This window comes from Myxococcales bacterium (assembly GCA_016720545.1).
Classification (GTDB): Bacteria; Myxococcota_A; Polyangia; order Polyangiales; family Polyangiaceae; genus JAAFHV01.
In genome coordinates this window covers 743,495-769,645 of the sequence record JADKKK010000001.1, presented here as the reverse complement: position 1 = coordinate 769,645, position 26,151 = coordinate 743,495, and the positions used below count along the sequence as shown (strand labels likewise).

Here is a 26,151-nt window from a genome sequence, read left to right as displayed (position 1 = left end):
CTCACTGCGCGTCGCGCGCGCTTGACGGCTTGGTGGGCCACGCGAGCGGACCCGCGTCGAGGTCGCTCGGCGGGGTCGCCGCGAGGAGGGAGCTCGGCAGGTTCGAGGGCACCTGGGTGACGACGTCGCGCACGAAGGTCGTGACCTCGAGGCCCATCGTCACGCCGTCGATCTCCCCAGAGAAGCGCAGCGAGAGCTCACCGCCGCGGTGCGCCTCGAGCTTCGTGACCGTCACCGCGCTCTTCATTCTCTCCGAGGGGTAGACCCGGGTCCGCGCGCCGGGGAGCACGAGCTCCGCGCGCTCGACCCGCGCGTCGACGCCGCCCTTGCCGAACGACACGAGCAGGGCCAGCCGTGGCGCGCGCGTGGGTGAAGACGCGAGGAACCCCGGCGTCGGCTCCACGAGATCGCCGAGCTCCACGGCGAGTCGCGTTCGGTCGAAGAGATCGCGGCGCGCGTACGCGGGAAAAATCACCGCCCCGCGCTCCACGTCGCTCGTCGCGTCCACGGGTGGCTCGCGTCCCGCGTCGAGCTCCGCACCTCCGTTGCGGCCTGCGTCGAGGAGCGCGTCGGGGCCTCCGCGCGCGCGGCCGTAGGTGACCCTGAGCGTCGCCTTCGGCGTGACGAGCGGCGCGAGGTTCGTGTGCAGCTCCGGCAGCAACGCGCGCAGGCGCTGGAGCTCGCGAAGGCACGAGCGGCGGCCCATGCCCGGCTGGAGCGCGTCGTCGGGCACCCACTCGCACCTGTGCTCGTCGCGCAGCACCAGCGCTTCGCAGTGGATCCGCGAGATCTTCGGCTCGCCGGCGCACAGCCGCGCGTCGCCGGCCGCCGCCGCGAGGCAGGTGGGGCTGCGCCCCTGCGCGACCGTGGTCACGTCGACCCGGGGGCACGCGTCGGCGTCGCCCCGGGCGATGGCCGCCAGCGTCTCGCAGCGGGCCTTCAGCGCGCTCGAGACGATGGGCTCACACAGGCGCGCGTCACGCTCCTTGGCCGCCTGGACCGTCCGGCAACCGTCATAAAAGAGCGTGTCGTAGCCGATCGCGCGCACGGCGTCGCCGAAGAGCGGATCGAGCTTCGCGGCGCGCTCGACGACGCACGCCTCGAGGGTGGTGAAGGTCGCGGCCTCCTCGCGGAGGTTGCCCGCGGGCGCGACGGGATCGGAGGGCTCGGGGGCGAGGGCCGCCGCGTCGAGCCCGAGGCGCCGCGCGAGCGTCGAGGGGCTCGTCGGAGGGTCGCCTGCGTCGGGGCGCGTGCCCTTGTCGCAGCCGGCCGCGCCGACGGCCACGAGCGCGACGAGCGCGGCGAGCCCCGCGGCGGAGGCGAGCCTCGCGTGCGCCCTCGGAGTCCGCCAGGCGTGCGACGAGGCGGACGAGCGGCGCATGAGCCGCTCCTAGCCCTCGCGCGGCCATCACACAAGGTGCGATTGTGCCTTGACTCTCCGCGGCTCGGAGCTAGTAACGCGCCCATGAGTTACGTCAGCTCCGCTCTAGGTGTCTTCCTGACGGCTTCCCTCGCGCTCGGTCTCTCGGGCTGCTCCGGCGCCGGCCCCGATCTCGAGGACATGGCGGGCGAGCTCGGGCAGGCGTCCACGGCCGAGGCGACCGTCGTGTTCCACGGGGACTACACGACCGAGGTGCGCGGCGCGCTCGAGCGCGGCAAGCGCCTGAAGGTCCTCTACGCCTCGAGCCGCGCGCGCTGCCAGGCCACGTACGCGGGCCGCCCCGCGTGGTCGGTCACGGCCTGGTACCGGTGGAACGGCGGCGAGGTGCGCTCCGTGCAGGTCGCCGGCCTGCGCCCCGACGGGCCTGGTGCGGGCGCGCCGGAGCCGGGCATCCCCCTCGACTCCACCGGCGATCTCGAGATGTGGTTCCAGAACAACGACCGGTACGGCTGCAACAACTTCGACTCCGACTACGGCAAGAACTACCACTTCCGGGTCGCGCCCTCCGCGAGCGAGCCGGGCTGGCTCGGCAACGCGAGCTACGGCATCGAGCGCGCGACCTGCAACGGTCGCATTTGCGATGGGGCGTGGCGCTCCCTCGAGGGCGGCTTCAGGTACGACACCTGGGCGCGGCAGCGCGCGGCGCTCCGGCAAGTCGGCTTCGAGGTGTGGAAGGCCGGCGTGACCGATCGCGACAACCCCAACCTGTGGCGCGAGCTCGACGTCCAAGTGCACCGGCGGTTCGTGGGCGAGGCCGCGTTCACGACCTCGTACGTGAGCTTCGACGCCCGCTGGGGAAACAATGCACACTACACGCTCGACCTCCGCGCGCTCGATCCCTTCGAGTGGCCCGCGTCCGCCCGCGTTCGCGACCGCGCCGACTGCCCTCGGTACACGCTGCGCCGCGACCCCACTGGCCACTACGTCGAGGCCGACGTCGAGCTCTACTTCACGGTGAACGGCGCCGAGCTCCGGCCCACGGGCGGGGGCACGTTCCGCGGGACGTTCCAAGACTACCTCGGCGCGTTCGCGGTCTGCGTGACCCCGTGACCCCGCCGGCCGGGCCGGGCCTCCGCGGCTCACAGGCCGGCCTTGAGTTCCGCCGCGAATCCGAGACACTGCGCGTATGGCCTTCGCTCTGTCACGCGTCGCTGGCGCCGCCGCCCTCGCCGGCGCGCTGGCGTTCGCGGGCTGCTCGTCCACGCCGTCGACGCCCTTCGTCGACCCCGATGTGCCCGCGGTCTCGGTGAACCCGGACGGCCTCGCGTACCCCACGGACCACATCGGCACGCGCGCGCGTTCGAAGGTCCGCGCGGGTGACCGCCTCGCGAACTTCGCGTTCCAGGGCTACCTCGACGGCAATCCGCAGGGCACGCTGAAGACGCTCGCCATGGCCGATCTGTACGATCCCGACGCGAAGCGCAGCCGGCTGCTCCACATCCAGGGGGTGGCGGGCTGGTGCCCCGTGTGCGCCAGCGAGGCGAAGCAGACCCTGGCCGCGGCGAGCGCGCTCCGCGCCGAGGGCGCGGTGATCATCCAGGTGCTCATGCAGGGCGCGAAGCGCAGCGTGGGGCCCTCGCTCGCCGACCTCGAGACCTGGTGCGACACCTACGAGACCAAGCACGCCGTGCTGCTCGACGTCGACGGGCGGCGGCTCAGCGTCTTTGGCATCGACGGCTTCCCGTGGAACGCGCTCATCGACACGCGCACCATGGAGATTCTGGACCAAGGGATAGGCGCGCCTCGCGACGTCGCCGCGTACGTGCGTGAAGGCCTCCGCCTCGCGAACGCGCCGCCGGCCACCTACTGAAGCGCGGCCAGCGCGCGCTCGCCGCGCTCAGTTCACGCGTCGGAAGTCGACGAGCGAGATGGGGCTCGGGTGGAGCTTCAGCTCGATCTCGCGCCGGTTGCCGACGAGATCGCCGCCGATCTCGAAGGGCACCTCGCGGTCGAACTCGAAGCGGCACCGCGTGAGGAAGAAGTTGTGGTCGTGCGGGATGGGGTGGATGCCGTTCCAAATCTGCGGGACCCGAAGGACGGTCTTCGGCATCGACGCCGAGAACACCCGCACCTGCATGCGGCCCGGCACGAGGTGCGCGAGCGCGAACGCGCGGAAGCCGAGCCCGAGCTCCTCGGTGGTGGCCGCGCCGCCCACGCCGAGCGGCCCCTCGTAGAGCACCTTGCCGCGCCCGCCATCGGCCATGGGCACGGCCTTCCCCTTGGCGTCCAGCATGATCGCGGGCTCCCCCAGGTTCACCACGCGCACGATGGGGCGCTTCTGCGTGAACTGGCGGGGGATGGTGCGGGTGACGATGCTGCGCAGGTACCCGAGCCGCGTGCCGCCTATACGGTCGACGAAGCGCGGAGTGACGGCGAGCGCGGCCTTATAGTCCGAGAGGATCTCGGCGTCCCAGCCGGTCCCTGCGAACGGCGTGACCTGGCCCTCGGTCTCGACGAGATCGAAGCGACGGAGCGGCACGCGCGGCCCGGCCGCGGAGAGCGCCTGCAGATCGCGAAATACGGCCCGCTTGCCCACGCCGCCCGTGGCACGTGCCCAGCCGTTGCCCGTGCCGAGCCCGAGGAGCCCGAACGTGGGGAGCTCGACCCCCTGCTCGCGGAGCTCGTTCAGGAGCGCGATGGCCGTGCCGTCACCGCCGCCCGAGAGCAGGATGGTGGGGCGGTTGGCGACGATCTCGTCCTTCACCCACGCCCGCGCCTCCGAGAGCGAGCTCGTGACCGCGACCCGCGCCTCCGGAAGGATCGCGCGGATGCGCTCCCCCACAGCGGCAGAGCCGTGACGTGACTTGACGTTGACGAGGACGGCGACGGTCATGGGGTGAAGCTAGGCTCGCGCTCAGCCCCGCGCCGTCAGACTCTTGTCACGTGGGGCCGGACGCCGCCTCCGCGCCCCGCCCTTGACAGCTGAACACACGGATAGTACTCTGGCTCCTCCCAGGTCACGCAATCACGTGGTCGCACCCGCGACGCTAGGAGTCCCGCCGATGGAAGACAAGAACCGCGCGAAGGCCATCGAGCTCGCGTTCGCCAGCATTGAAAAAGAGTACGGCAAGGGCTCCATCATGCGCCTGAAGGAGGGCGAGCACCTCGGCGGCGACGTCTCGGTGGTGCCCAGCGGCAGCATCGGGCTCGACATCGCGCTCGGCATCGGCGGCTACCCGCGCGGTCGCATCATGGAGATCTACGGGCCGGAGTCGAGCGGCAAGACCACGCTCACCCTCCACGCCATCGCCAGCGCCCAGCGAGCAGGTGGCGTGGCGGCCTTCATCGACGCGGAGCACGCGCTCGACCCCGCTACGCGCGCAAGCTCGGCGTGAAGACCGACGAGCTGCTCCTCTCCCAGCCCGACTACGGCGAGCAGGCCCTCGAGATCGCCGACATGCTCGTCCGCTCGAACGCGGTCGACATCGTGGTCGTCGACTCGGTCGCGGCGCTCGTACCCAAGGCCGAGATCGAGGGCGACATGGGTGACAGCCACGTCGGCCTCCAGGCGCGCCTCATGAGCCAGGCGCTGCGCAAGCTCACCGGCAGCGTCGCCCGCTCGAACTGCCTGCTCATCTTCATCAACCAAATCCGCATGAAGATCGGCGTCATGTTCGGCTCGCCGGAGACCACGACGGGCGGCAACGCCCTCAAGTTCTACGCGTCGGTTCGCCTCGACGTGCGCCGCATCGGCGCCATCAAGGAGGCCGCCGCGTCCGACAAGAAGGAGCCCACGGTCGTCGGCAACCGCACGCGCGTGAAGGTCGTGAAGAACAAGATGGCGCCGCCGTTTCGCGAGGTCGAGTTCGACATCCTCTACGGGCAGGGCATCAGCCGCGCAGGCGACGTGCTCGACCTCGCGTCCGACCTCGGCATCGTCGAGAAGAGCGGCGCGTGGTTCTCGTTCCAAAACGAGCGAATCGGCCAGGGCCGCGAGAACGCGAAGGCCTACCTCGACCAGCACCCCGAGCTCATGGACAGGCTCGAGCGCATGGTGCTCGTGAAGAACAACATCAAGCCGTCTACGCCCGAGCCCGTCGCCGCTGCGCCCGCGAAGCCCGCGAAGAACGGCGCGGCCGCCGAAGACGCGAAGGCCCGGCCCGCGAAGCCCGCGAACTGACTCTCGCGAGCCCGCCGAGCTCGACCTCGGCGCTTCGCGGCGCGGGGCCCTTCAGCCCGCGAGCGCGGCCGCGATCGCGGCGTCGAGCGCGGCGGCATCGAAGCCGACGACCGTCGCGACGGCGTCGAGGTAGGCGCGCTCCTCCGCCGCGACCTTGCCGTCGGCCGCCGCGGCCGCGACGAGGAGCGTGAAGGCCTCGAGCTGCGCTTCGATCGGGAGCGCCTTCATCGCCTCCGCCGCGTCGTCGCGATCGACGATGGGGAAGATGGTCTCTCGCTCGCTCTGCGGGATACCGAAGCGAGCGAGCAGGCGGTCTAGAAAGGCGTCTTCTCGCGCGTCGAGGTCGTCGTCCGAGACCACGAGCCCCGCGATGAGCCGACACGCGTCTTTCCTCTGCTGCTCGTCCATGACGGGGAACCTTACCAGCTCCGGCCGGTGGCGGCGACGACGCGGACGGCGCGCTCCGTGGCGGGTGCTGACGGCGCTCGTGACCCGTCTACGCGCCGAGCGCGCCGCCTCGGGAGCGCGAGCCCGTCTCGCTTACTTGTAGCTCCAGCCGAGCTGCAGCTTGAGGTCGCCGCTGGCCTCGGTCCCGGCCTTCTTGTCCTTCTCCGTGAGCTCGAAGCCTATGGGGCCGGCGAGGGTCATCGAGGCCGGCCAGGCGTCGGCGACGCGGATCAGCATCTTGCCCTTCAGCGGCACGGTCATCTTGCCAAGAAAGCCCACGTCGGCCTTCATCGTCACGACGACATCGAAGGCAGCCGAGTCCCCCTCTTTGCCTTTGAAGGTGAACTTGGCCCCTTCAAAGGCCACTTTCTCTTTCGGATTCTTGGGGTCCTTGGCCTCGCTCGCCATCTTCTTCTCAAAGGCGCCGGCGAGCTCGGGGACGTCGTCGCCTTCTTTCAGCGCGCGAGTGGGGATCGCGGCCATGATCTCGTCGGGCTTGCCGAGGTCGTGGTACTGATTGGCCACCAGGTCCGCTTCGGCCTTGGGCGCGGGCTTGTCTTTGTCGTTCAGGACGGTGAGCTTTCCGTCTTTCGCGGAGACCGTGTACGTCTTGCCGGCGAGCGGGCTCTTCCGTTCTTTCGCGGGCTTGCCCCCCTCCGACGACGACTTCTTGTCGTCCACGAAGGTGACCTTGAGCTTGGTCACCGTGTCCCCGGAGGCCTCGAGGATCTCCTCTTCGGCCTTCTTGGACTCTTCTTCGTGCATGGCCATCGATTTCCCGCCGAGCGAGATTTTGATGTTCGTCGTGCTGGACTCGTCTTGGGTGCGCTTTGCGCCGGCCGCGGGCGACTTCTTCGTGAGCTTCGTCCCTGTCTCCTTCGGGGGCTCCGCCGAGGGCGCGGCCGACGCGCTTGGGGTCGCCGAGGCGGTCGCGGAGGCGCCCTCTCCCTTCTTGTCGCACGCGACGAGGAGCGGCGCGACCAAGAGGGCGGCCACGATGAAAAAGCCAAGGGATCGCGTGCGGGCTAGGGAGGATGCGTGCATGCGCGTACGCTCGCAGGATCGGCGGGGCCACGCAACCGCGCGCTCGCGCTCGTGGCCACCTCTTGGTGCCAATCCGTGCCAAGGCCGCCGCCCCGCCCGCCCACAACGTCTCAAATTCGCGAAGAGGCTTGTTTGGCACATGGTTTGCTTCGCGGACGTCATGCGGATCTCACTCTCCACCTCACTCGCGCTTGGGCTGGCACTCACGATCGCCGCGAGCGCGTGCGCGATCACGAGCAGTCCCACCGCCACCGACGCCGGGCCGGCGAATGACGCGGCACCCACGCCCGTCGACGCCACGACCGACACCACGGTGAGCCCGCCCGACGGCAGCGTAGCCGACGCCAGCGGGCCCCCGCCCACGTACCCGCTGGCCACCCCCGACGAGGTCTGCGACGGGGTGCCGGGCCTCACCGGGGCTGCGCTCATCGCGGCCATCAAGCCGGAGTACGCCGCGACGTTCACGCCGCGCACCGGCTCGAGCAGCGCGCTGTCCATCAAGCTGAAGTACGAAGGCGGCGCGATCGTGTGTCACCGCGCGTTCAAGTCGATGGGGGGCGCGCCCGACATGCCGGCGTGGATCGCGCTCACCGCGGCGATGGACTTCTCCACGGCCGACGGTCTCTTCGCCGAGAAGCGCGCGGCGCAGGTGTCGCGGCGCTTCGGCGACGCCCTCGAGCTCTCGGTCGAGGTGCCCGTCGCCGACGTCAAGGGAACGTTCACGCCGGCCGCGATGCCGGGGTTCGACGTCATCCGCGTCGGCATTGGCGGCAGCCTGATGCCGGCCGGGACCACCTCGGGCAACGTGCAGCAGTTCGGCTCGAAGAGCGCCGTGCCCCCTCCTGGCCAGGTGAACCCGAGCGTCACGCAGCCCGTGGGCAGCTGGAAGTAGGACGTCCGCGCTCGAGACGCGACGCGGACACGCGGGCAGGCTCGGTCTCCCGGCGCGCTGCCCGCGCTACACACGGACGAGAGGCTCAAGCCCTCGCACCAATGTGGACTACACGCGTGTAGATTACATGCGCTCGATGATGACCGCGAGGCCCTGGCCGCCGCCGATGCACGCGCTGCCCACGGCGTAGCGACCGCCGCGGCGCGCGAGCTCGTAGACCAGATGCGTGACGATGCGGGCGCCGCTCGCGCCGAGCGGGTGGCCGATGGCGATGGCGCCGCCGTTCACGTTGGTCTTCTCCCGATCGAGGCCGAGCTCCTTCTCACACGCGAGGTACTGCGCGGCGAAGGCCTCGTTCACCTCGACGAGGTCCATGTCCTTGAGCTCGAGCCCGGCGCGCGCGAGCGCGTCACGGATCGCGGGGACGGGGCCGATGCCCATGAGGCTGGGCTCCACGCCGGCGACGCCCCACTGCACGATGCGCGCGAGCGGCTTGAGGCCCTTCGCGGTGGCGTTCTCCTCGGTGGTGAGCACGAGGCACGCCGCGCCGTCGTTGATGCCGGAGGCGTTGCCCGCGGTGACCACGCCGTCCTTCTTGAAGGCGGGGCCGAGCTTGCCGAGCGCCTCGGTCGTGGTCTGCGGGCGTGGGTGCTCGTCGGTGGCGAAGCTGACCGTCGCCTTCTTCTGTGCGACCTCGATCGGCGCGATCTCGTCCTTGAAGGCGCCGCGCTCGTTCGCCGCCGCCCAGCGCTTCTGGCTGGAGAGCGCGAGCTCGTCGCACATGGCCCGCGTGATGCCGTACTTCTGGGCGAGGTTCTCGGCCGTGATCGCCATCGGGGTCTGGCAGTAGCTGTCCGTGAGGGCGTCCCACAGAGAGTCGCCGACCTGCGGCGCCTTGCCGAAGGCGAAGCCGTCGCGCGCGCCGCGGAGCACGTGCGGGGCCTGGGTCATGTTCTCGGTGCCGCCGACGAGGACCGACTCGGCCTCGCCGAGGAGGAGCTGCTCTGCGCCGTTGATGATCGCCTGGAACCCTGAGCCGCACAGGCGGTTGACCGTGAGCGCGGGCGTGGTGATGGGGAGGCCGGCCTTCAGACCGACGTGGCGCGCGCAGTAGATCGCGTCCGCGCTGGTCTGCATCACGTTGCCGATGATGACGTGGCCGATCGCGTCCGCCGCGATGCCTGACTGCGCGATCGCGGCCTTGGCGGCGTGAGTCGCCAGATCGTTCGCGGTGACGCCCTTCAGGGTGCCCTGGAGGGTGCCGAAGGCGGTGCGCTTCGCGCCGACGATGACGATGGACTTGGACAGCTTGGCCATGGGGATCTCACGTGGTGGGGGGTTCGGGTTGTCGTCGCTGCGCGCAACCCTTAGCACTTTGGGTCGGCGAGGGTAGCCCCCGGTGCGGGGCGCCGCGCCCGGCTCGCGTCTCCCCGCCGCGCTGCGCCCCGCTCGCGCCTCCGCGGAGCCTTTGACGCGCTCCGCTCACGAGATACGCTGAAGCACCGTCCACCCACGGGATGAAACCGTGTGGCCACGAGGTCTGCCATGTCGATGCCCAACTGCCCGAAGTGCGGGGCCGCCTCCCAAAACCCCACCGCCACGCAGTGTGTGTACTGCGGGCAGGCGCTCGCCGCACCTCCCCCGCAGCAGGCCTACGGCGCCCCGGGCGGGCAGGGGGCGTACGGACCTCCTGCGCCCTTCGGTGCCCCGCCGCAGGGTGGCTACGGTCCGCCCCCACAGCACGGGTACGGCGCTGCGCCGCCTGGCGCCTACGGGGGCCCCGTGCCGCCTCAGCAAGGCTACGGCGCGCCCCACGTGCAGCCCTTCGGGGGCGGCATGACCTTCACGAGCGGCCACCAGCCCGGCGGCTTCATGTCGACGATTGGAAGCATCGGCAACGCCATCTTCTGGATTCGGGTCGCGATCGCCCTCTTCGTGTTCAGCATCGTGGGCGTCGCCTCGTGCCTCAACGCCGTCAGCCAATGAGGCTCGTCGCTCACTCCGCTGCGAAGTTCGACGCGCGATCCGCTCACTGAGCTCTACGGCGCCCCGGAGCCCGCCGTCCGGTAGGCGCGGAATCGCTCGCGCCCGCCACACCCCTCGAAGGAGGGCTGGGCGGGCGTGGTTGAGCGCGGCTCATGCTGGCTGGGCCGGCCCGGCTTGCGCGCCCGGCGGGCTCACTTGCTCGGGAGGAGCACGCTGTCGATCACGTGGATGACGCCGTTGGAGGCGTCGACGTCGACGCTGGTCACCTTAGTGGTGGTGTTGAGCAACACGCTCGCGCCCTCCACCTTGATCGCGACGGTGTTCATGGGGAGCAGGGTCTGGGCCGAGGTGAGGCCCACGACCTTGTCGGAGCGCACCTTCCCGGCGACTACGTGGTACTTCAGGATATCGACGAGCTGGGCCTTGTTCGCTGGGACCAGGAGGTTCTCCACCGTGCCCGCTGGGAGCTTGGCGAACGCCGCGTCGGTCGGGGCGAAGACCGTAAACGGACCCTTGCCCTTCAGGGTCTCGCTGAGGCCGGCAGCGCCGACCGCGGCCACGAGCGTCTTGAACGAACCGGCCGCCGTGGCGGTCTCGACGATGTCCTTGGGCGGGCTCGCGAGCACCGCGTCGAGCACGTGGATCACGCCGTTCGAGGCGAGGATGTCGGTCTTCACGATCTTGATGCTGTCGTTGATGATGACGTCGGAGCCCGAGACCTTGATGCGGAGGTCTCCGCCCTGGATGGTCTCGGCGTAGGCGAGCTTCGTCACGTCCGCGGCCTTCACGTTGCCGGAGACGACGTGGTACGTGAGGATGCTGGTCAGCGCGGCTTTGTTCTCGGGCTTGAGCAGCGCTTCGACGGTGCCCGCGGGCAGCTTCGCGAAGGCCTCGTCGGTCGGGGCGAACACGGTGAATGGGCCGGGCCCCTTCAGGGTGTCGACGAGGCCGGCGGCGGTGAGCGCGGCGGCGAGGGTCTTGAAGCTCCCCGCGCCGACCGCCGTATCGACGATGTTCGTGAGTTGCGCGGGGGGCGGCGTCGTGGGCGCGGTCGTCGCCGTGGCGGTCGCCGTGGCCGTCGCCGTGGGCGCGGGCGCCGGGTCGGAGGTGCCGCTATCCGAGCAGGCGAAGAGGGCGACGGCGAGCGACGAGGCGACGATGGAGCGGACGGCGAGGTTCATGGGGTGATCTCCGATCAAGGGGAAGGGGACGCGAGAGGCTGTGGTGAACGGGACGCTCCAGGGCGAAGCGCGGCGCAGCGACACCGTGGCGCGCCCGGAGACGCACGGCGGAACGTTGGCCCGACGGCCGCCAAAGCAGAGGCGGCCCCGGAGATCCTCGCGACCCGCCGAAGCGCCGTCGTCGAGGACATGCTGAAGTTAGACTTTGTATAGATATTGTCAAGCCATGAACGAACTTTGTTCATCCTGGGCACCTCCGGTGGGTATTTACGCTGAATTTCTGGGGCAAGCGGGAGGCTCGACCGTGAAACGTTGTGCAAGGTGTGTATGAGTGGAGCGCGCGCGCTTCGCGACCCCTCCCGACGAGCCAGCCCCGCCCCGCCCCGCCCCGCCGCGCGGTCAGAGCCGAGCGCCCTCGTCCGAGCCGCGCGCAGGGGAGCTACCGCAGCCGCGGAGGCGCAGCAGAAGAGGCGGGAGGCCCCGCTTGACATTCTCACAGGCCCCACACACCCTCGGCAGGTGCTCGCTACGCTGCCTCGGCGCCCCACCGCGCTGCGTTCTTCGCAGCCCCGCCCCTCTCAGCGATGACACGTCGCCCTTGGCCACGGCGTAGCGCGAGGCCCGCGTCCCCGAGGTCGCCTCGGAAGGCCGTGGGGCTCTCGGACGCGCTGCGGGCGTGGGCGATCGAGGACCTCGGCGCGGGCGTGCAGCCTGAGCAGCTCGTCGAGGCCCTCGCGGGGGCGGGCGTGCCGAAGCACATCGCCGTCCGCGAGATCGCCGCGCTCGCCACCTCGCCCCTGCTCCCCGCGCTGCGCCGCGAGCGGAGCGCGCGAGACCGTCGCGACCAGGTCCTCGCCCTCCGTCGGGCGCTCGAGCCGACCGAGATCGAGCGCAGGTCCACGCCCTCGGCCGACGAGTTCTACGCGCGCTACTTCGAGGCGAACCGTCCGTGCGTGCTCCCCGACTTCACCCGCGGGTGGCCGGCGCGCGAGTGGACCCCGGAGCGGCTCGCCGAGCGCCTCGGCGGGGAGGAGATCGAGGTCGTGCGTGGGCGAGACGCCTTCCCGAACGACTACGACCGCCGCTCGCGTCAGCTCGCCGTTCGCATGACCTTCGCCGAGTACGTCGCGCTCGTTCGCGCCGAGACCCCCACGAACGATCTCTACTCGGTCGCGCACAACAAGAACATGGATCGCGCCACGTTCGGCGCGCTGCTCGACGACGTCATCATCGACGATGCTTGGTTCGATCGTGGGCTGCTCGCGGGTGGCACCTCGTTCTGGCTCGGCCCCGCGGGCACGATCACGCCGTTCCACCACGACACCACGAACATCCTCTTCTGCCAGCTCTACGGTCGAAAAGAGATGGTCCTCGCCTCACCGCTCGAGGCGAGCCTCCTGGACGAGGCGCGCGGGTTCTACTCGACGCTTCGAGGCGACTCCGTTGCGTTCCCCGCGCGCCGTCACAGGATCGTGCTCGAGCCCGGGGACGCGCTGTTCCTCCCGGCCGGCTGGTGGCACGAGGTGCGCTCGCTCGACGTGAGCATCAGCTTCTCGCTGCTCGCGTTCCGGCGGCCGAACGCCTTCACCGACTACGGCCCCGGCTTCCCCTGAGCCGGGCGCCGGCTGAAACTTCGCGTGGAGATCTTTCGTATGCAAACTACCCTTGTGGCCGGCGAGCGCTTCGCTAGGCTGCGCGGAATGAAGCGCGCCGCTCTGCCTCTCCTCGCCGCCTCGCTCGCCTCGCTCGCCTCGTTCGCCTGGGTCCTCGCGCTCGAAGGCGAGGCCTTCGCGGCCGACTACGGGGTGAAGGGGGCGGAGGGGACGGCCACCACTGATCTGCCGCGCGGCACCGGCGGCGCCGACGGTGGCAAGGTGGTGGTCCCAGCCGGCCCCGGGCCGTATCCCCTGGTGATCGCGAGCCATGGCTTCTCGGCCAGCGCCGCCAACCAGGTCGGCTGGGCCGAGCACTTCGGGAGCCACGGCTTCGTGGTGATCGCGCCCACCTTCCCCAACGCCTTCGCGCCCGACACGGCCAAGAACGCCGCGGTCATCGAGGCCCTCGTCGCGTACGCGCGCACCGCGCTGCCGAAGGCCGATGCGAGCCGCCTGGGCCTGGAGGGCCACTCGGCGGGCGGCCTCGCGACGACGGTCGCCGCCGCCAAGATGAAGCCACGGGCGGTCGTCCTCTTCGACCCGGTCGACAAGGACGGCGCGGGCAAGGCCGCGTACGGCACGCTGTGCAGCCCGACCCTCTCGCTCTTCGCGGCGGGGGGCTCTTGCAACAACCAGGCGGCCTGGAAGCCCTTCGCGAGCGCGAGCCCGGGCCCCGTGGTCTTCGCCGACGTGGTGGGCGCGACTCACTGCGACGGGGAGAGCGCGGCGCGCCTCACGTGCGGCCCCTTCTGCGGCGGCGCTGCAGCGCCCGCGCGGCAGACCGTCCACGCGCGCTACGCGACGGCCTTCTTCCTCGCGCACCTGGCGGGGGACAGCGCCGCGGCCGCCACCCTGACGGAGGCGGCCCTCCGCGCGGATACCACGCTCGCCGCTCCGCAGGTGAAGTCGGGGATCACGTGCCCGCCCGGTCCCGGGAGCGCCGACGCGGGGCCCGACGGGGCCGCGCCGGGGGTCGATGCCTCCTCGCCGGCGCCCGGGCCTGGTGGCACCCCCACGGGCGCGCTGCCCGGTTCGCCGCCGAGCGCGTCGACCACCGAGGCGCCCGCCGAGCCCGTCCCGACCGACACCTCGGGCTGCGCGGCCGCCTCGCCCGCGCGTGGTGGCGAGCTCCTCGCCGCGGTCGGGCTCCTTGGGATCGGCGCCCTCGCCCTCGTCGGGCGCCGCCGCCGCCGAGGGTGATCCGACGTTGAGTCGGGCGAAATCAGCGGGCCCGACCGCGACCGCGGATTAGCCCGCGACCGTGGCCCAGGCGGCGGTGAGCACGCTCTCGGCGCGCTCTTTCACCGAGACCTTGAGCGCGTACAGCCCGGGCTCGACCAGGTACCCCTCGGTGACGAGCGTATCGCCCGGCCACACGGGCTTGCGGAACTGCGCGTCGAACCCCGTCAGCCGGTCGCCGTCGCCGCCGCACGCGCCGCGCACGACGTGGCGGACCATGTGCCCGTAGGTCGCCAGCCCGTGGAGGATGGGACCCTGGGTGAAGCCGACCTTCTCGGCGAAGGCAGGATCGGCGTGCAGCGGGTTCACGTCGCCCGAGAGCCGGTAGAGCAGCGCCTGCTCCGGCGCGGTGGCCTCTTCGACTCGAAAGTCAGGCTCCTTGTCTTTCGGGATCTCTCGCCGCGGCTCCTTCGGCGGCGGCTCTCCGCCCCAGGCCCCCTCGCCGCGAAAGATGATGCTCGCCGTGGTCTCGGCGATGAGCTCGCCCACCGCGTCGCGGGTGGTCGTGTCGACGAAGACGTTCGCGAAGCGTCGCATGTCGTACATGCCGCGGATCTTCGCGGTCGTGGAGACGGTGCCCTCCGGCGCGAACGGCTTGTGGAGGCGCACCCGCTGGCCGCCGTGCACGACCATCGACAGATCGCCGCCGGCCTGCGCCACGAGGTCGAACATGGGCTCGAACATGGGGACTACGGCGAAGCTCGGGAGCACCTTCGGCCCGCGCCCCTCGAAGAGGTAGTCGAGCTCGTCGCGCTTGGCGCCCACGCCGAGCGCGTAGAGCACCGTGTCCTTCCACGTGTACGTGAAGGGGCGGGGGTCCGATTCTTTTCCGACGAGGGTGAGGTCGAGCGCCATGGCGGCGCAGCATGGGGGAGACGCGCGGCCCGCGTCAACGCGGTCGTCGCGCCTCCGCGTTTGTGTATGTGTACTGCACGCATCTCCGCGGGAAGCGCCCGCGAGCACGCACGGGCCCGCGAGAGGTGCTATCCACGCGCCGTGGGGCCCGAGCTCGGCGTGTTCGACCAGGTCGTGCGGGCGTTCGCGCTCGAGGGCACGGGCTTCGGGCTCGCGCGGGGGTTCGCGCGCTTGCTCCCGACCACGCTGCTCGTGCCGGCGTTCGGCTTGCGCGGGCTGCCCGTCACCGTCCGCGCGTCGATGGCGCTGTGCCTCGCGTTCGCGATCTCGCCGGCGCTGTCGGGCGCGGCGCCGGAGGTGGGCGGGCCGATCGTGACCTTGGCCCTCGACGTGCTGCGCGGCCTGCCGCTCGCGATCGCGAGCGCCGTGCCCATGTGGGCCGCGAGCATGGCGGGCGGCCTGTTCGACGAGCTGCGCGGCGCGCGGCTCGAGGCGCGCCTGCCCGCCGTGGCCGACGCCGAGTCGCCGAGCGCGACCCTCCTCACGCTGCTGGGCGGCGTGTTCTTCTTCGCGACCGGAGGGCCGGCGAGCATCGCGCGGGCGGTGGTGCGCGCCGAGGTGGGCGACGACCTCGTGGTGCACACGGTGGGGACGCTCGCGGCCGGGGTGACCCTCGCGCTCGTGGTGGGCGGCCCGCTGGTCGCGGCGGGCGTCACCGTCGCGGCCGCGCAGGCGGTGCTCTCGCGGAGCCCGCTCGCATCGCTCCGTGGCGCGCTCCCGAGCCTCCGCGCCGTCACGCTGCTCGCGTTCTTCGCCGTGGCGCTGGAGCGGGTCGCGGCGCTGCTCGCGATGGCGCCCTAGTTCCGGTCGCCCCTTTTGTGTCCCTGGGTTTTTTTCTCCGCGGCGTCGTTCTGCCGTTTTCCTCGCGGCCCGCCCCGCGTGTCGGGGGGGCTCGGGTTGGGGTTTGCTGCTCTCCCCTTTTTGGTGCGGCCTCGCTCTTTCCTGGGGCGGCTTGCCCCTGGGGGGCCTCCGTGGGCTCTGGGGCGGGCTTCCCCGGCCTTCTGGGGGGGGGTCCTTTGTGGGTGTTTCTTTGTGGGTGCGGTGGGTGGCCCCCCGCGGCTGTGGGGGCGGGCCGGGCCGGGGGGCCGCTCGTTGTCGTTTTCGTTTGCGCCTCGGGTGGCCCCGGGTGCGCCGGTCGGGGGCGGCCCGGGGCGCCTGTCGGGGGGCCCCCCGTTCCCCCGTCGCCTGGCGCTCTCTCGGGGGCGGCGGGTGCCGCGGCTCGCCGGGCGGTGCGCCCGGTTGGGGTGGCCCGCGGTCTTCGCCGGTCGCGCCTGTTTCGCTCGGGTTCCCCCTCCGGGTGGGCGGCCGCTCTTTCTTTGGGCTTGTTCCCTGGCCTCCCGGGCGGTCCTGGTTGGGGGCCCTTTTTTCTTGGGTGGGGGTCCCGCTCGGTGGGCGTTGGTCGGGCGCTCGGCCCCGGGGCGTCTTCGCCGGCTTGGTGGCGGGGGGGCCGGCCGGGCTTGCGGTTTGGGGGGGGGGCGCCCTGCCGCCGCGGCCGCGCGGGGCGGGCGGGGCGCGCGCCCCCCCCCCCCGGCGGGGGCCCCCCCCGCCCGGGGCCCCCCCCCCGGGGCCCTCCCGCCGGGGGGGCGGGGGCGCCGGCCCCCGCCCCGGGCCGGCGGGGCCCGCCCGCGGAGGGCGGCGCGCGCGGCTGACGGCCCAAGTGTGCATGCATGCATGCATGCATGCATGCATTGTGCACGCACTCCGGCGACCCTGGGAGGGCCTCAGAGATCGCGCAGGAGACCGAACGCGAGCCCGAGCTCGAGCGCCGGGAACACGCCGGTCATGCTGCTGCAGTCGCCGAGGGGCGAGCAGCGGCGCCCCGACGGGAAGGCGAGGGCGCCCGCGCGCAGGTCGAGGCCCAGGGTGAAGAGGTCGGTCATGCGCCACGCCCCGCCGCCGCCCACGAGCGCGAAGAGGCCCTCGCTGCGGACGCTGTCGGTCTTGACGCCGTAGTTCGAGGGCACGGTGTCGCCGGGCACGGTCGCGTAGCGGTCGGCGAGCATGACGAGGCCCGCCTTGCCGCCGAGCCACATCTCCCACGGGCGGCCCTCGCGCAGGGAGTACCGAGCCTCGGGGCCGAGCTGGAAGAAGCCCCGCTCATGTGTACGCGGCAGCGCGGGGGTGCCGCCGTAGGGGGAGCTCGTGAGGGCGAAGAGCCCGAGCGACGCGGTCGCCCCCAGGGCCCACTGATCGGCGCGGTAGTGGAAGTGAAAGCCGAGCGGCAGCGCCACGTCGGCGCCGGTCGTCGGCCGGCGGTCCGGGCCCAAGAGCCCGGCGGTGGGCAGGACGAGGGTAGCGAGCTCGATCTGCGCGTGGAGGCGCGGCCCGAGGTCGACCGCCGCGGGCGGGGCGGAGGCCGCGAGCTCGGCCCGCGCCTCGCGCGGAGGCTCCGCCGCGGCAGGCTCGGCGAGCGCGAGCCCCCCGACCGCCACGAGAGAGAACCACTTGCAGTCTACAGCCATCGCGCGCTGGAGCTCGAGGGCGCGGCCGTGGGGGCCGTGGGCGCGGTGGGGAGAGGCGGGTTGTCGGGCGGGTCGGTCGTGGGCGCGGAGGTGGGCGCGGGAGCGCCGAGCGCCGCCGCGGTCACCGTGCGCTCCACGCGCGTGGGCGCGCCGTCGACGGCGGCCGTGAACACCACCTGGTAAGCGCCCGGCTGGAGGAAGGCGAAGGCGCCGCGGTAGACGCCGGGCCCGGCGGGGAGCGCGGGCATGCGGGCGGGGGCGAGCGTGGTGCCCGACACGGTGAACGCGGGATCGACGATCTTTCCCTTCGCCGGGGCCCGGCCGACGAACGCGACGGTCTGTCCCACGCGCGGCGCCGCGGGCGAGACGTCGAGCGAGGTCTGCGCGGTGGAGTGACCGGGCGCCGGCGCGGGACCAGGGCCCGTGGAAGGCCCGGGCGGCTTTCCAGAGGCGAGGGGCGCGGTCGTGGGCTCCGGCGGCACGAGCTTGGCGACCTCGCTCTCGAGGTCCTCGACGAGGCGCTTCGCCGAGGGATCGGTGGGGTCGAGGTCGGTCGCGATCTTCGCGATGCGGAGCGACTCGGGCGCGTTCCGTTCGACGCGCGCCAGGGTCACGAGCTCGTCGCAGGCGCGCCCCCGCACCTCGAGCAGCCGCGGCTCGCGCGGCCAGCGCTGGAGCGCGAGCGCCGTGATTTCCCGCACGTTGTCGCCCGGCGGTTCGTAGAGCCGGTGCGCGAGGAGCGCGGCCTGGGAGCGCGCGAGCTCGGCCTCGAGGGCGCGGTCGGGGCCGATGCGGCCAAGCTTGTAGGCTACACCTATCGACAGCAGCACGCCCATCGCGAAGCAGACGAGGACGATGGTCACGAGCGAGGTGCGGCCCTGGCGCGCGGAGGCCCGCGGGGGCTCGTGCTCGTCGAGGTCGTCGTCGGGCGCGGCGGTCGTGAGGCGCGCGCGGCTGGAGCGCGCGGGCGGTGGCGTCGGCGTGGGCGGGAAGGACGGCGTGGCGGGTTGCACCTCGCGCGACTCGACCGTGGGCGGCGCGAGCGCGACGGGAGCGACGGGCGCGGGCGGGGCGGACGTGTCGTCCAGCGTGGTGTCGAGCGGGCGCGCCGCGGGGATGGGATCGGCGGGGCTCCACCGGACGGTGGCGTTGCCCGGGAGCGAGCTCGGCGGGGGCACCTCGGTGCCGCTCGGGCGCTGCCGCGACGCGGGTGGGGCGGCCATGCGCTCTTGCAGGTCAGACGAGAGCTCGAGCTGGCGCGTGCGCTCGAGGCTCACGAGCTTGAGGAGGCCGCCGCCGCCGGAGCCCACCGCGAGCGGGCCAAGATCGCTGCCCGAGAGGCCCGCGCGCAGCGCTCCCTCGGCCAGGGCGCGGCCGAAGGCGCGTGCGTCGGGGAAGCGCGCCGCGGGATCCTTCGCGAGCCCGCGCATGATGACGTCGGCGATGGGGGTCGGCACGTACGACGCGCGCGGGACGCTGACGAGCGACGGCGGCGTGTCGTGGATCTGCTGGAGGAGCAGCGCCACGGCCTGGTCGCTCTCGAACGGGGTGCGCCCCGAGAGCATCTGAAAGAGCAGGGTGGCGATCGAGTACACGTCGCCCGGGGGGTTCACCCCCTCGCCCTTCGCGCCCTCGGGCGAGATGTAGCGCGCGGTGCCGAAGATGAGCCCGGCGGCGGTCGCCATCGACTGCTCGCCCCAGTTGATGCGCGCGATGCCGAAGTCAAGAACCTTGACGAAGTCGGCGTCGTCGCCCCGGCGCACGAGCATCACGTTCTCGGGCTTGAGGTCGCGGTGCACGATGCCCTGGGTGTGCGCTTCGCCGACGGCGTCGCAGAGCTGCAGGCCGATGTGCAGCGCCCGCCCGAGCGGCATGGCGCCCGACGAGGCCGCGAGGGCGCTCTGGAGCGACAGGCCGTCGAGGAACTCCATGACCATGTACATGGCGCCGTCGGGCAGCTGACCTGCGAGGTGGACCTGCACGGCGTTGGGGTGCTGCAGGCGCGAGGCGACCTTGGCCTCGCGGGTGAACCGCGCGACGAGCTGCTTGTTCGCGGACAGCTCGCGGTGGAGCACCTTGACGGCCACGTCGCGGTCGATGCCCTTCTGGTAGGCGCGGTAGACGCGGCCCATGGCGCCCACGCCGGCGAGCTGCTTGACCTCGATGTGGCCGGAGATCTCGCGGCCCAGATACGGATCGGGCCCCTCGCCGCCGCGGGCCGAGCTCGTGCTGCTCTGGAGGGGCGCGCCGTCGGCCGGGCAGAACAGCGCGTCTTGGGGGTACTTGCCGCCACACGCTGAGCACACCTTCGTCGCGTGGGCGGAGTCCACGGGCACACCGTAGCCGATCCGCGGGTTTTTCGCGCCCTCCTCGTGTGCGCGCGCCGGCCTGGTTCCGCGATTGAGGTCGCGGCGGCGACGCACGCGGACGCGCTAGCTGGTGCTAGGGTGCGCGCCCATGTCGAAGCCTGTCGTCCTCGTCACTGGCGCCAACGGAGAGATCGGTCGCACGCTGCTCGAGCGGCTCCACACCGACGGGCGCTACCGCGCCGTCACCGTCGATCTCACGCCGCTGCCGGAGCGCTACCGCCCGCTGTGCCTCGAGACCTACGCGGGCAACATCATGGACAAGTACCTGCTCGATCAGGTCGCGGCGCACCACGAGATCGAGGTCGTGTTCCACCTCGCGGCGCTGCTGTCCACGCGCGGCGAGCGCGATCCCGAGCTCGCCCACCAGGTGAACGTGGAGGGCACGCTGCACCTCTTGCGGGTCGCGCAGAACCAGTCGGGGCGGCTGGGGCGGCCCGTCCGCTTCGTGTTCCCGAGCAGCATCGCGGTGTACGGTCTCCCCGACCTCGAGACCAAGGCGCGCGCGGCGCGCGTGGCCGAGGGCGACCACAACGTGCCCATCACGATGTACGGGTGCAACAAACTCTACTGCGAGCACCTCGGCCGCTATTTCACGCAGCACTTTCGGCAGCTCGGCGCGCTCTCCACGGCGGCCCGCCTCGATTTTCGCGCGCTGCGCTTCCCGGGGCTCATCTCCGCCGAGACCGTCCCGACGGGCGGCACGAGCGACTTCGGCCCCGAGATGCTCCACGCCGCCGCGCGCGGGGAGCCGTACTCGTGCTTCGTGCGGCCGGACACGCGCATCCCGTTCATGGCCATGCCCGACGCGGTCAACGCGCTCGTGGCCCTGCTCGAGGCCGACCGCGCCTCCCTGACCGACAACGTGTACAACGTGGGCGCGTTCAGCCTCTCTGCGGCGGAGATTGAGGCGCGCGTACGGGAGCACTACCCGAAGGCCGAGATCGCCTACGCGCCCGATCCCGTGCGCAACAAAATCTGCGACTCCTGGCCGGAGGACGTGGACGACGCGCGCGCGCGGCGCGACTGGGGCTGGAAGCCGATGTGGGACGTGGAGCGCGCGTTCGAGGAGTACCTGCTCCCCACGATCCGAAAGCGCTACGCCAACCGCTGAGCCGCCGAGGTGGGTTTCCGTCAGGGCCCGCCCGAGAGCACGACGTACGCGACCGGCAGCGCGACGCCGACGCCCACCAGCACCGAGCCACGGCCGAACAGCCCCTTGCGCCCGGGGATCATGAAGAGCCCAGAGAACGCCAGAAACAGCAGCGCCGCGGCGTACGCGTCCGCCGCGTAGGTCCACGCCTTCTTGCCGCGGTTCAGGTGCAGCCAGTTGGCGGCGCGGAGGAAGAAGCGCGCCCGCTGGCCTTCGTCCACCACGCGACCGGTCTTGGTCTCCACGTGGAGCGTGCGCTTGTCGAACGTGAGGTCGAGCAGCCCCTCGCCCACGCGGTAGGTCTCGCGCGGCGCCTCTCGGATGCCGAGCTTCGCGAGCACGGCGGCGGCGACGGCGCGATCGTCGGCGGCGTCGTCGCCCGTGGGCGCGGGCAGCGCGCCGACCTGCCGCTCGATCGAGTAGCTCACGAAGCTCGCGTCGCCGTCTTTCCAGTCGGTGAGGTGGTTCACCGCGAGCCCCGACACCGCGTACACCACGGTGAGGCCCACGGCCACGTAGCCGATGTCGCGGTGGATCGCGCGCACCCAAGGACGCACGGTGGCCGCGGCCGACTTCGCGGTCTTTGCCCCTCTCCCCGCGCTCGCCTTCTCCGCGGGCGCCGCGCGCTCATCCGCTTCGATCGCCGCCTCGGCGCGGGCGTCAACCATGACGCTCCTCCCGCCAGGGATCGGCGTGGTTGTGGTACCCGCGCACCTCCCAGTAGCCGGGCTCGTCGCGCGCGACGAACTTGATGCCCGTCAGCCACTTCGCGCTCTTCCAGAAGTAGGCGTCGGGCACGAGCGCGCGGACCGGAGGGCCGTGCGGACGCGGGATGCTGCCGCCGTTCAGCTTGTGAGCGACGAGCACGTTCGGGGCCATGGCCTCTCGGAGCGTGACGTTCGAGGTGTAGCCCGCCGCCGCCTCGAAGATGACGTGCCGCGCACCGGGCCGCACCCGTGCGCGCGCGGCGAGGTCCGAGAGGCGCACCCCGGTCCACCCGGCGTCGAGCACCGTCCACTTGGTCACGCAGTGCACGTCGCAGGTCTGCGTGACTTGAGGCATGCGGAGCAGCTCGGCGAAGTCGAGCGTGTAGGGTGCATCGACCTCGCCGTGCACGCGCAGGCGAAAGGCCCCAGGGCTGGGATCGCCCTCGGTTCCGCCCATGGGGCGCAGGCGCTGCAGCAGGTATTGCCCGGGCGGAAGGCGCGGGCGACCGTCGGCACGCAGGGTGCTGCGCGCGTGGCGCTCGGCCTCCTCGCCGGCGAGCACGTACCGCGCCCCCGCGAGCGCGGTGACGACGGTGCCCGCGGTGAGGCCACCGAGGAAGATGCGACGGCTCATGGAAGGCTGGAAGGGATCGCGCATGATGGCTCCGATGCCGCAGGGACCGCGGCCGCTCAGGAGCCTCTACGCGCGAGGGTGGGTGGCGGTTACGCGAGACCTCCGCCCCGCCGGCGCGCCGGCGCTCGCGAACCCTACCTCGGTGTTCGCTTGGCGTAGCGGATGTCGGTGATGGTGGAGAGGCCGCCGCCGCCGAGGAGCACCTCGCAGCCGTCGGGGGAGACCCACGACGGGTAGCGCGCGCCGAGCTCGGGGTGGTCGATGACCGCGCCGGCGCTCGTCCCCACGAGGCTCGCCTCACGCGCCGTGGGCGCGAAGGTGCCGCCGCCCGGCCACGCCGCGAAGAGGAGCAGGTCCTCGGTGGGAGTCACCACCGGCGTGCCGCAGTTCGCGAGCGGGCAGAGCAGCTTCACCTTCGTGGGCGCCGCGAACACGCCGGCGGTCACCTCCGAGCGATAGATCTCGAACGTCGGGGCGCCCGTCGTGTCTTCGCGCTCGAAGTACAGGGCGCGGGCGTTGGCGAAGTAGGGGTCGGACTCGTCGGCCGCCGTGCTCAGGCTGGCGATGAGCGTGCTCGCCGTGAACGCGCCGCCCGCGCCCGTGGCGACCGCGAGCTGCCGGGGGCCGGGGAAGCCCGTCGCGAACACCAGCAGCGAGCTGTCGGGCGACACCGTAGGCGCCCACTCGACGACCGTCGCGGACGACGGCGGCGCGAGCACCGTGGCGTTCGAGAGCGCGGGGACGGCGCCGCCCGTGAAGGTCGCGCGGAAGAGCTGCTGCTCGGTCGAGCCCACGGGCACCGCCGAGAAGTACGCGTTGCCACCTACGACGCGAGGCCCCCACATGGTGGACGCGAGCGCGGCGGCGATCTGGGAAGTGTCGAGCGCGACCGGCGTGGCGAAAGGCTGCCCCGCGCAGGTCGGCACTCGGCCGTCGGTCGCCGCGTCGGGCGTGGAGGTGTCCGGAGCGGCCGCGTCGGTCGCCGCGTCGGGGGCGGTCGTCGCGTCGCTGGGGGTGGCGTCGGCGACGATCGGCGCGGTCGAGTCGGGCGCGGCGTCTGCCGCCACGGGCGCCGGGTCGTCGCCCACGCACCCGTACACGCTCGCCACCAGCCCACACACACACGCGCCCAGCGCCGCCGCTCTCTTCATGGGCGCAGCCTAGCGGCGTCCGCGGACCGGAACCAGATCGAACCACGGCGGCGCCTCGACCGCGTAGTAGGCCGCGTGTCATCCGTTCGTGCGGCTGGCGCGGCCTGGCCCTGGGTGGCTAGGCTGCGCGGAATGAAGAACGCGGATCTCGGGCGGATTTCGTGGTTTTCTTTGCTCGCAGCGGCGTGCTCGTCCCCCCTCCTCGGGTGCGGCGGGAGCCCGGCGCGCGCCATCGCGGGGGAGGCGCCTACGGTGGGCGAGGCGTTCGGCGTGCGGTGCGAGGCGGTGCGCGCGCAGGAGGCCCCCGACCTCATGGCCTGGGCCCCCCCCGGGCCCCCCCCCGGGCCCCCGCGGCCCCCCCCCCCGGCCCGGCGCCCCCGGGAGAGACCCGGCCGGTGTCGAGGCGGGCGGCACGTCGTCAGCCTCGGCTGGCCCGCGAGGGTGACCCCGCCGCTCGAGCAGGCGCGAGGCGGCGTGCGCGGTGCGCTGGGCTGCTCGCGCTCGACGGCCCGCCCGCGGGACCGGTGGCGCGGGGTGACCCCCCCCCCCCCCCCCCCCCCCCCCCCCCCCCCCCCCCCCCCCCCCCCCCCCCCCCCTCCCCCCCCCCCCCCCCCGGCCCCCCCCCCCGGGCCCCCCCCCCCGGCCCCCCCCCCCCCCCGCCCCCCGGCCCCCCGGCCCCCCCCCCCCCTCCCCCCCCCCCGCGCCCCAAGCCCGCGGCGCCCCCCGGAGGCCGGGCCCCGGGGGCCCCCCCCCCCCCCCCGGGGCGCGCCCGCCCCCGGGGGGGGCCCCGGTGCTCGTCCCTACCGAGCAGCAGTGGGTGTGGGCGGCGCGCGGGAACGCGCAGCGCGCTTTCCCGTGGGGAGAGGACGAAGACTCCGGGCGCGCCTGCTCGGATCGCGCGAAGGAGGGCACCTGCGAGGTGACGGCGCACCCGCGCGGGGCCACGCCGGAGGGCGTCGTCGGGCTCGTGGGCAACGTCTCGGAGCTCGTAGAGACGGGCGTGAACGGCACGCGCGCGATGGGCGGCGACTACAGGAAGGCGGTGAAGGACCTCCGCCCCTACTCGGGGCGCTCCGCCGACAGCGCGCCCGAGATTGGAGTGCGCTGCGTGACGCGCTGACCGCGTGAGCGGGCGCCGTCCGGCCTTGCTCGTCGTCCTCCGGTGGTGGAGACTCGTGTCGTGTCCTCGCCCTCCCGCGCCTCGGTGCTCGGCCTCGTCGCGCTCGTCGCGATGGTCGCGCTCGTCGCGTGCGGTGGATCCGAGCCTGGCGGGGCGCTGGTCGAACCCTCGGCCTCGACCGCCGTCACGCCGCCGCCGCCGCCACCAAGCGCCCCGCCGAGCGCCCCGCCGCCGTCCGACGCGTCGGTCCCGCCGTCACCGTTCGGTGTGCGCGCCGACTACTTCGACGGCTTCCACGATCTCGTCCTCACGCGGACCGAGCCGGCCGTCGCCCTGCGGCTCGCCGATGGCGTCGCGCCGCACGACAAGGTCCGGGCGGTCCTCTATTCGGTGCGGTACACGGCCGCCCTGGAGATCGCGGCCGAGGGCGTGTACGAGCTCGTCGCGCGGAGCGACGACGGGGTCCGCGTCTTCGTGGACGGCAAGCTGGCCGTCGACGATTTCACGATCCACGCGCTCACCGAGACCCGCGCCAAGGTGACCCTCACGCGCGGCGCCCACGCGCTCCGCGTGGACTATTTCCAACACCGCGGCGCGGCGGAGCTCGAGCTCCTGTGGACTCCGCCGGGCGGTCGCACCGAGCCCATTCCACCCGCCGCGCTGAAGCCTGCCGCCGCCGCCCCCACCGACGCGGCTGGCGTGAAGCTCCCTGGGCCCGTGCCTACCTTCACGAACCCCGTAGTGCCCTTCGACTGCCCCGACCCTGGGGTGCTGCGCGACGGCGGCGCGCGCCCGACGTATTACATGGTGTGCACGGGCGGCACGATGGCCATCCGCTCGTCGGACGACCTCGTGGCGTGGGCGGCGACGGGCAAGTCGATCTTGCCGAGCGGGAAGGCCTCGTGGTCGGCGAACGGCGCGCGCAACTGGGCACCAGAGATCCACAAGGTGGGCGCGCGCTACGTGGCCTATTACACCGCGGCCGACGGCGCCGACAGGCTCGCGATCGGCGCCGCGAGCGCGCCCTCGCCGCTCGGGCCCTGGGTCGATCGCGGGGGCCCGCTCGTCACCGACGCGATGGGGGCGATCGACGCGACGTTCTTTCAGGACGACGACGGCAAGCGGTACCTGTACTGGAAGGTGGATGGCAACGCGACGGGCCGCCCGACCCCCATCCTGGTGCGCGAGCTCGCGGCCACGGGGCTCGACTTCGCCCCCGGCTCCACCGCGACCACGGTGCTCACGAACGACGCGAGCACCTTCGAGGGCGGCGTGGTCGAGGCGCCGTGGGTCGTGAAGCGAAGCGGGGTCTACTACATGTTCTACAGCGCGAACGTGTACGACGATCGGTACCGCACCGGCGTCGCGCGAGGCCCGTCCCCGCGCGGCCCGTTCACGAAGCGCGGCGCGCCGCTGCTCGGCAACAACGCCCGATGGGTCGGCCCGGGTCACGGCTCGGTCGTGACGACGCACGGGGTCGATCTGTTCTTTCACCACGCGTGGCCAGCGCTCCCGAACGGCAAACACGACACGTCCAAGGGGCGCCACGGGCTCATCGCCCCGATCACGTGGAAGGCGGGCTGGCCGGAGCTAGGCACGGGGACCTCGGTCACCGCGCCGATCCCCTGGCCGTAAACG

General features: G+C 72.7%; 22 protein-coding genes and 1 pseudogene. 11 read left to right on the top strand and 12 right to left on the bottom strand.

Going from position 1 to position 26,151, the window contains the following annotated elements:
* Nucleotide 1: 1 nt before the first annotated feature.
* Nucleotides 2–1,381, bottom strand: coding sequence for a hypothetical protein (locus tag IPQ09_03190; GenBank protein MBL0193227.1), 1,380 nt, complete (start codon nucleotides 1,379–1,381; stop codon nucleotides 2–4).
* Between the two features lie 84 nt (nucleotides 1,382–1,465).
* Between IPQ09_03190 and IPQ09_03185 the strand changes: the two genes are divergently transcribed.
* Together IPQ09_03185 and IPQ09_03180 are read left to right on the top strand one after the other, a co-directional pair.
* Nucleotides 1,466–2,491, top strand: a complete 1,026-nt coding sequence (locus IPQ09_03185) for a hypothetical protein (GenBank protein MBL0193226.1) — start codon at nucleotides 1,466–1,468, stop codon at nucleotides 2,489–2,491.
* Between the two features lie 76 nt (nucleotides 2,492–2,567).
* Nucleotides 2,568–3,251, top strand: coding sequence for a redoxin domain-containing protein (locus tag IPQ09_03180; protein MBL0193225.1), 684 nt, complete (start codon nucleotides 2,568–2,570; stop codon nucleotides 3,249–3,251).
* Between the two features lie 27 nt (nucleotides 3,252–3,278).
* Here IPQ09_03180 and IPQ09_03175 read toward each other — a convergent pair whose 3' ends face one another.
* Complete coding sequence (locus IPQ09_03175) at nucleotides 3,279–4,274, bottom strand: diacylglycerol kinase (protein MBL0193224.1); 996 nt, start codon at nucleotides 4,272–4,274, stop codon at nucleotides 3,279–3,281.
* A 169-nt stretch (nucleotides 4,275–4,443) separates the two neighbouring features.
* On the opposite strand from IPQ09_03175, the pseudogene recA reads away from it, so the two are divergent.
* A pseudogene (gene recA / locus IPQ09_03170) lies at nucleotides 4,444–5,561 on the top strand (recombinase RecA).
* A 51-nt stretch (nucleotides 5,562–5,612) separates the two neighbouring features.
* On the opposite strand, the gene IPQ09_03165 reads toward recA, so the two are convergent.
* Together IPQ09_03165 and IPQ09_03160 are read right to left on the bottom strand one after the other, a co-directional pair.
* Nucleotides 5,613–5,969 carry a hypothetical protein gene (locus IPQ09_03165; protein ID MBL0193223.1) on the bottom strand — a complete coding sequence of 119 codons (357 nt, stop codon included), beginning with the start codon at nucleotides 5,967–5,969 and terminating at the stop codon, nucleotides 5,613–5,615.
* 132 nt (nucleotides 5,970–6,101) lie between these two features.
* A complete protein-coding gene (locus tag IPQ09_03160) occupies nucleotides 6,102–7,052 on the bottom strand; it encodes a hypothetical protein (GenBank protein ID MBL0193222.1) in 951 nt (316 codons plus the stop codon).
* Between the two features lie 139 nt (nucleotides 7,053–7,191).
* Here IPQ09_03160 and IPQ09_03155 point away from each other — a divergent pair, with 139 nt between their 5' ends.
* Nucleotides 7,192–7,944 (top strand): hypothetical protein, encoded by a 753-nt coding sequence (locus IPQ09_03155; protein MBL0193221.1) that lies wholly within the window; start codon nucleotides 7,192–7,194, stop codon nucleotides 7,942–7,944.
* Between the two features lie 123 nt (nucleotides 7,945–8,067).
* Here IPQ09_03155 and IPQ09_03150 read toward each other — a convergent pair whose 3' ends face one another.
* On the bottom strand, nucleotides 8,068–9,261 hold the full coding sequence (locus IPQ09_03150) for an acetyl-CoA C-acetyltransferase (GenBank protein ID MBL0193220.1): 1,194 nt from the start codon (nucleotides 9,259–9,261) through the stop codon (nucleotides 8,068–8,070).
* A 228-nt stretch (nucleotides 9,262–9,489) separates the two neighbouring features.
* On the opposite strand from IPQ09_03150, the gene IPQ09_03145 reads away from it, so the two are divergent.
* Entirely contained in the window at nucleotides 9,490–9,930 is a 441-nt protein-coding gene (locus IPQ09_03145; GenBank protein ID MBL0193219.1) for a hypothetical protein, read from the top strand.
* A 191-nt stretch (nucleotides 9,931–10,121) separates the two neighbouring features.
* On the opposite strand, the gene IPQ09_03140 is transcribed toward IPQ09_03145, so the two are convergent.
* A complete protein-coding gene (locus IPQ09_03140) occupies nucleotides 10,122–11,111 on the bottom strand; it encodes a fasciclin domain-containing protein (GenBank protein ID MBL0193218.1) in 990 nt (329 codons plus the stop codon).
* Between the two features lie 650 nt (nucleotides 11,112–11,761).
* Between IPQ09_03140 and IPQ09_03135 the strand changes: the two genes are divergently transcribed.
* The gene (locus tag IPQ09_03135) at nucleotides 11,762–12,724 is read left to right on the top strand and encodes a cupin-like domain-containing protein (protein ID MBL0193217.1); all 963 of its coding nucleotides are present in this window, start codon (nucleotides 11,762–11,764) and stop codon (nucleotides 12,722–12,724) included.
* A gap of 87 nt (nucleotides 12,725–12,811) precedes the next feature.
* Nucleotides 12,812–13,966: a hypothetical protein gene (locus tag IPQ09_03130; GenBank protein ID MBL0193216.1), complete on the top strand. Its 1,155-nt coding sequence runs from the start codon at nucleotides 12,812–12,814 to the stop codon at nucleotides 13,964–13,966.
* 48 nt (nucleotides 13,967–14,014) lie between these two features.
* Here the strand turns inward: IPQ09_03130 and IPQ09_03125 are convergent, their stop codons facing one another.
* Complete coding sequence (locus IPQ09_03125; GenBank protein MBL0193215.1) at nucleotides 14,015–14,860, bottom strand: MaoC family dehydratase N-terminal domain-containing protein; 846 nt, start codon at nucleotides 14,858–14,860, stop codon at nucleotides 14,015–14,017.
* A 141-nt stretch (nucleotides 14,861–15,001) separates the two neighbouring features.
* On the opposite strand from IPQ09_03125, the gene IPQ09_03120 reads away from it, so the two are divergent.
* A complete protein-coding gene (locus tag IPQ09_03120; GenBank protein ID MBL0193214.1) occupies nucleotides 15,002–15,721 on the top strand; it encodes a flagellar biosynthetic protein FliR in 720 nt (239 codons plus the stop codon).
* 920 nt (nucleotides 15,722–16,641) lie between these two features.
* On the opposite strand, the gene IPQ09_03115 is transcribed toward IPQ09_03120, so the two are convergent.
* Nucleotides 16,642–17,382, bottom strand: a complete 741-nt coding sequence (locus IPQ09_03115) for a hypothetical protein (GenBank protein MBL0193213.1) — start codon at nucleotides 17,380–17,382, stop codon at nucleotides 16,642–16,644.
* On the bottom strand, nucleotides 17,373–19,712 hold the full coding sequence (locus IPQ09_03110; protein MBL0193212.1) for a protein kinase: 2,340 nt from the start codon (nucleotides 19,710–19,712) through the stop codon (nucleotides 17,373–17,375). The genes IPQ09_03115 and IPQ09_03110 overlap by 10 nt, the downstream gene beginning before the upstream one ends.
* 127 nt (nucleotides 19,713–19,839) lie before the next feature.
* Here IPQ09_03110 and IPQ09_03105 point away from each other — a divergent pair, with 127 nt between their 5' ends.
* Nucleotides 19,840–20,862, top strand: coding sequence for an NAD-dependent epimerase/dehydratase family protein (locus tag IPQ09_03105; GenBank protein MBL0193211.1), 1,023 nt, complete (start codon nucleotides 19,840–19,842; stop codon nucleotides 20,860–20,862).
* A 20-nt stretch (nucleotides 20,863–20,882) separates the two neighbouring features.
* On the opposite strand, the gene IPQ09_03100 is transcribed toward IPQ09_03105, so the two are convergent.
* The 3 genes from IPQ09_03100 to IPQ09_03090 all read right to left on the bottom strand — a co-directional run bounded on the left by IPQ09_03100 (nucleotide 20,883) and on the right by IPQ09_03090 (nucleotide 23,393).
* A complete protein-coding gene (locus IPQ09_03100; protein MBL0193210.1) occupies nucleotides 20,883–21,569 on the bottom strand; it encodes a PepSY-associated TM helix domain-containing protein in 687 nt (228 codons plus the stop codon).
* A complete protein-coding gene (locus IPQ09_03095; protein ID MBL0193209.1) occupies nucleotides 21,562–22,266 on the bottom strand; it encodes a molybdopterin-dependent oxidoreductase in 705 nt (234 codons plus the stop codon). The genes IPQ09_03100 and IPQ09_03095 overlap by 8 nt, the downstream gene beginning before the upstream one ends.
* 110 nt (nucleotides 22,267–22,376) lie before the next feature.
* Complete coding sequence (locus IPQ09_03090; GenBank protein MBL0193208.1) at nucleotides 22,377–23,393, bottom strand: hypothetical protein; 1,017 nt, start codon at nucleotides 23,391–23,393, stop codon at nucleotides 22,377–22,379.
* Nucleotides 23,394–24,183: 790 nt separating this feature from the next.
* Here IPQ09_03090 and IPQ09_03085 point away from each other — a divergent pair.
* Together IPQ09_03085 and IPQ09_03080 are read left to right on the top strand one after the other, a co-directional pair.
* The gene (locus IPQ09_03085) at nucleotides 24,184–24,513 is read left to right on the top strand and encodes an SUMF1/EgtB/PvdO family nonheme iron enzyme (protein MBL0193207.1); all 330 of its coding nucleotides are present in this window, start codon (nucleotides 24,184–24,186) and stop codon (nucleotides 24,511–24,513) included.
* Nucleotides 24,514–24,573: 60 nt separating this feature from the next.
* Nucleotides 24,574–26,148 (top strand): family 43 glycosylhydrolase, encoded by a 1,575-nt coding sequence (locus tag IPQ09_03080; protein ID MBL0193206.1) that lies wholly within the window; start codon nucleotides 24,574–24,576, stop codon nucleotides 26,146–26,148.
* Nucleotides 26,149–26,151: the final 3 nt, after the last annotated feature.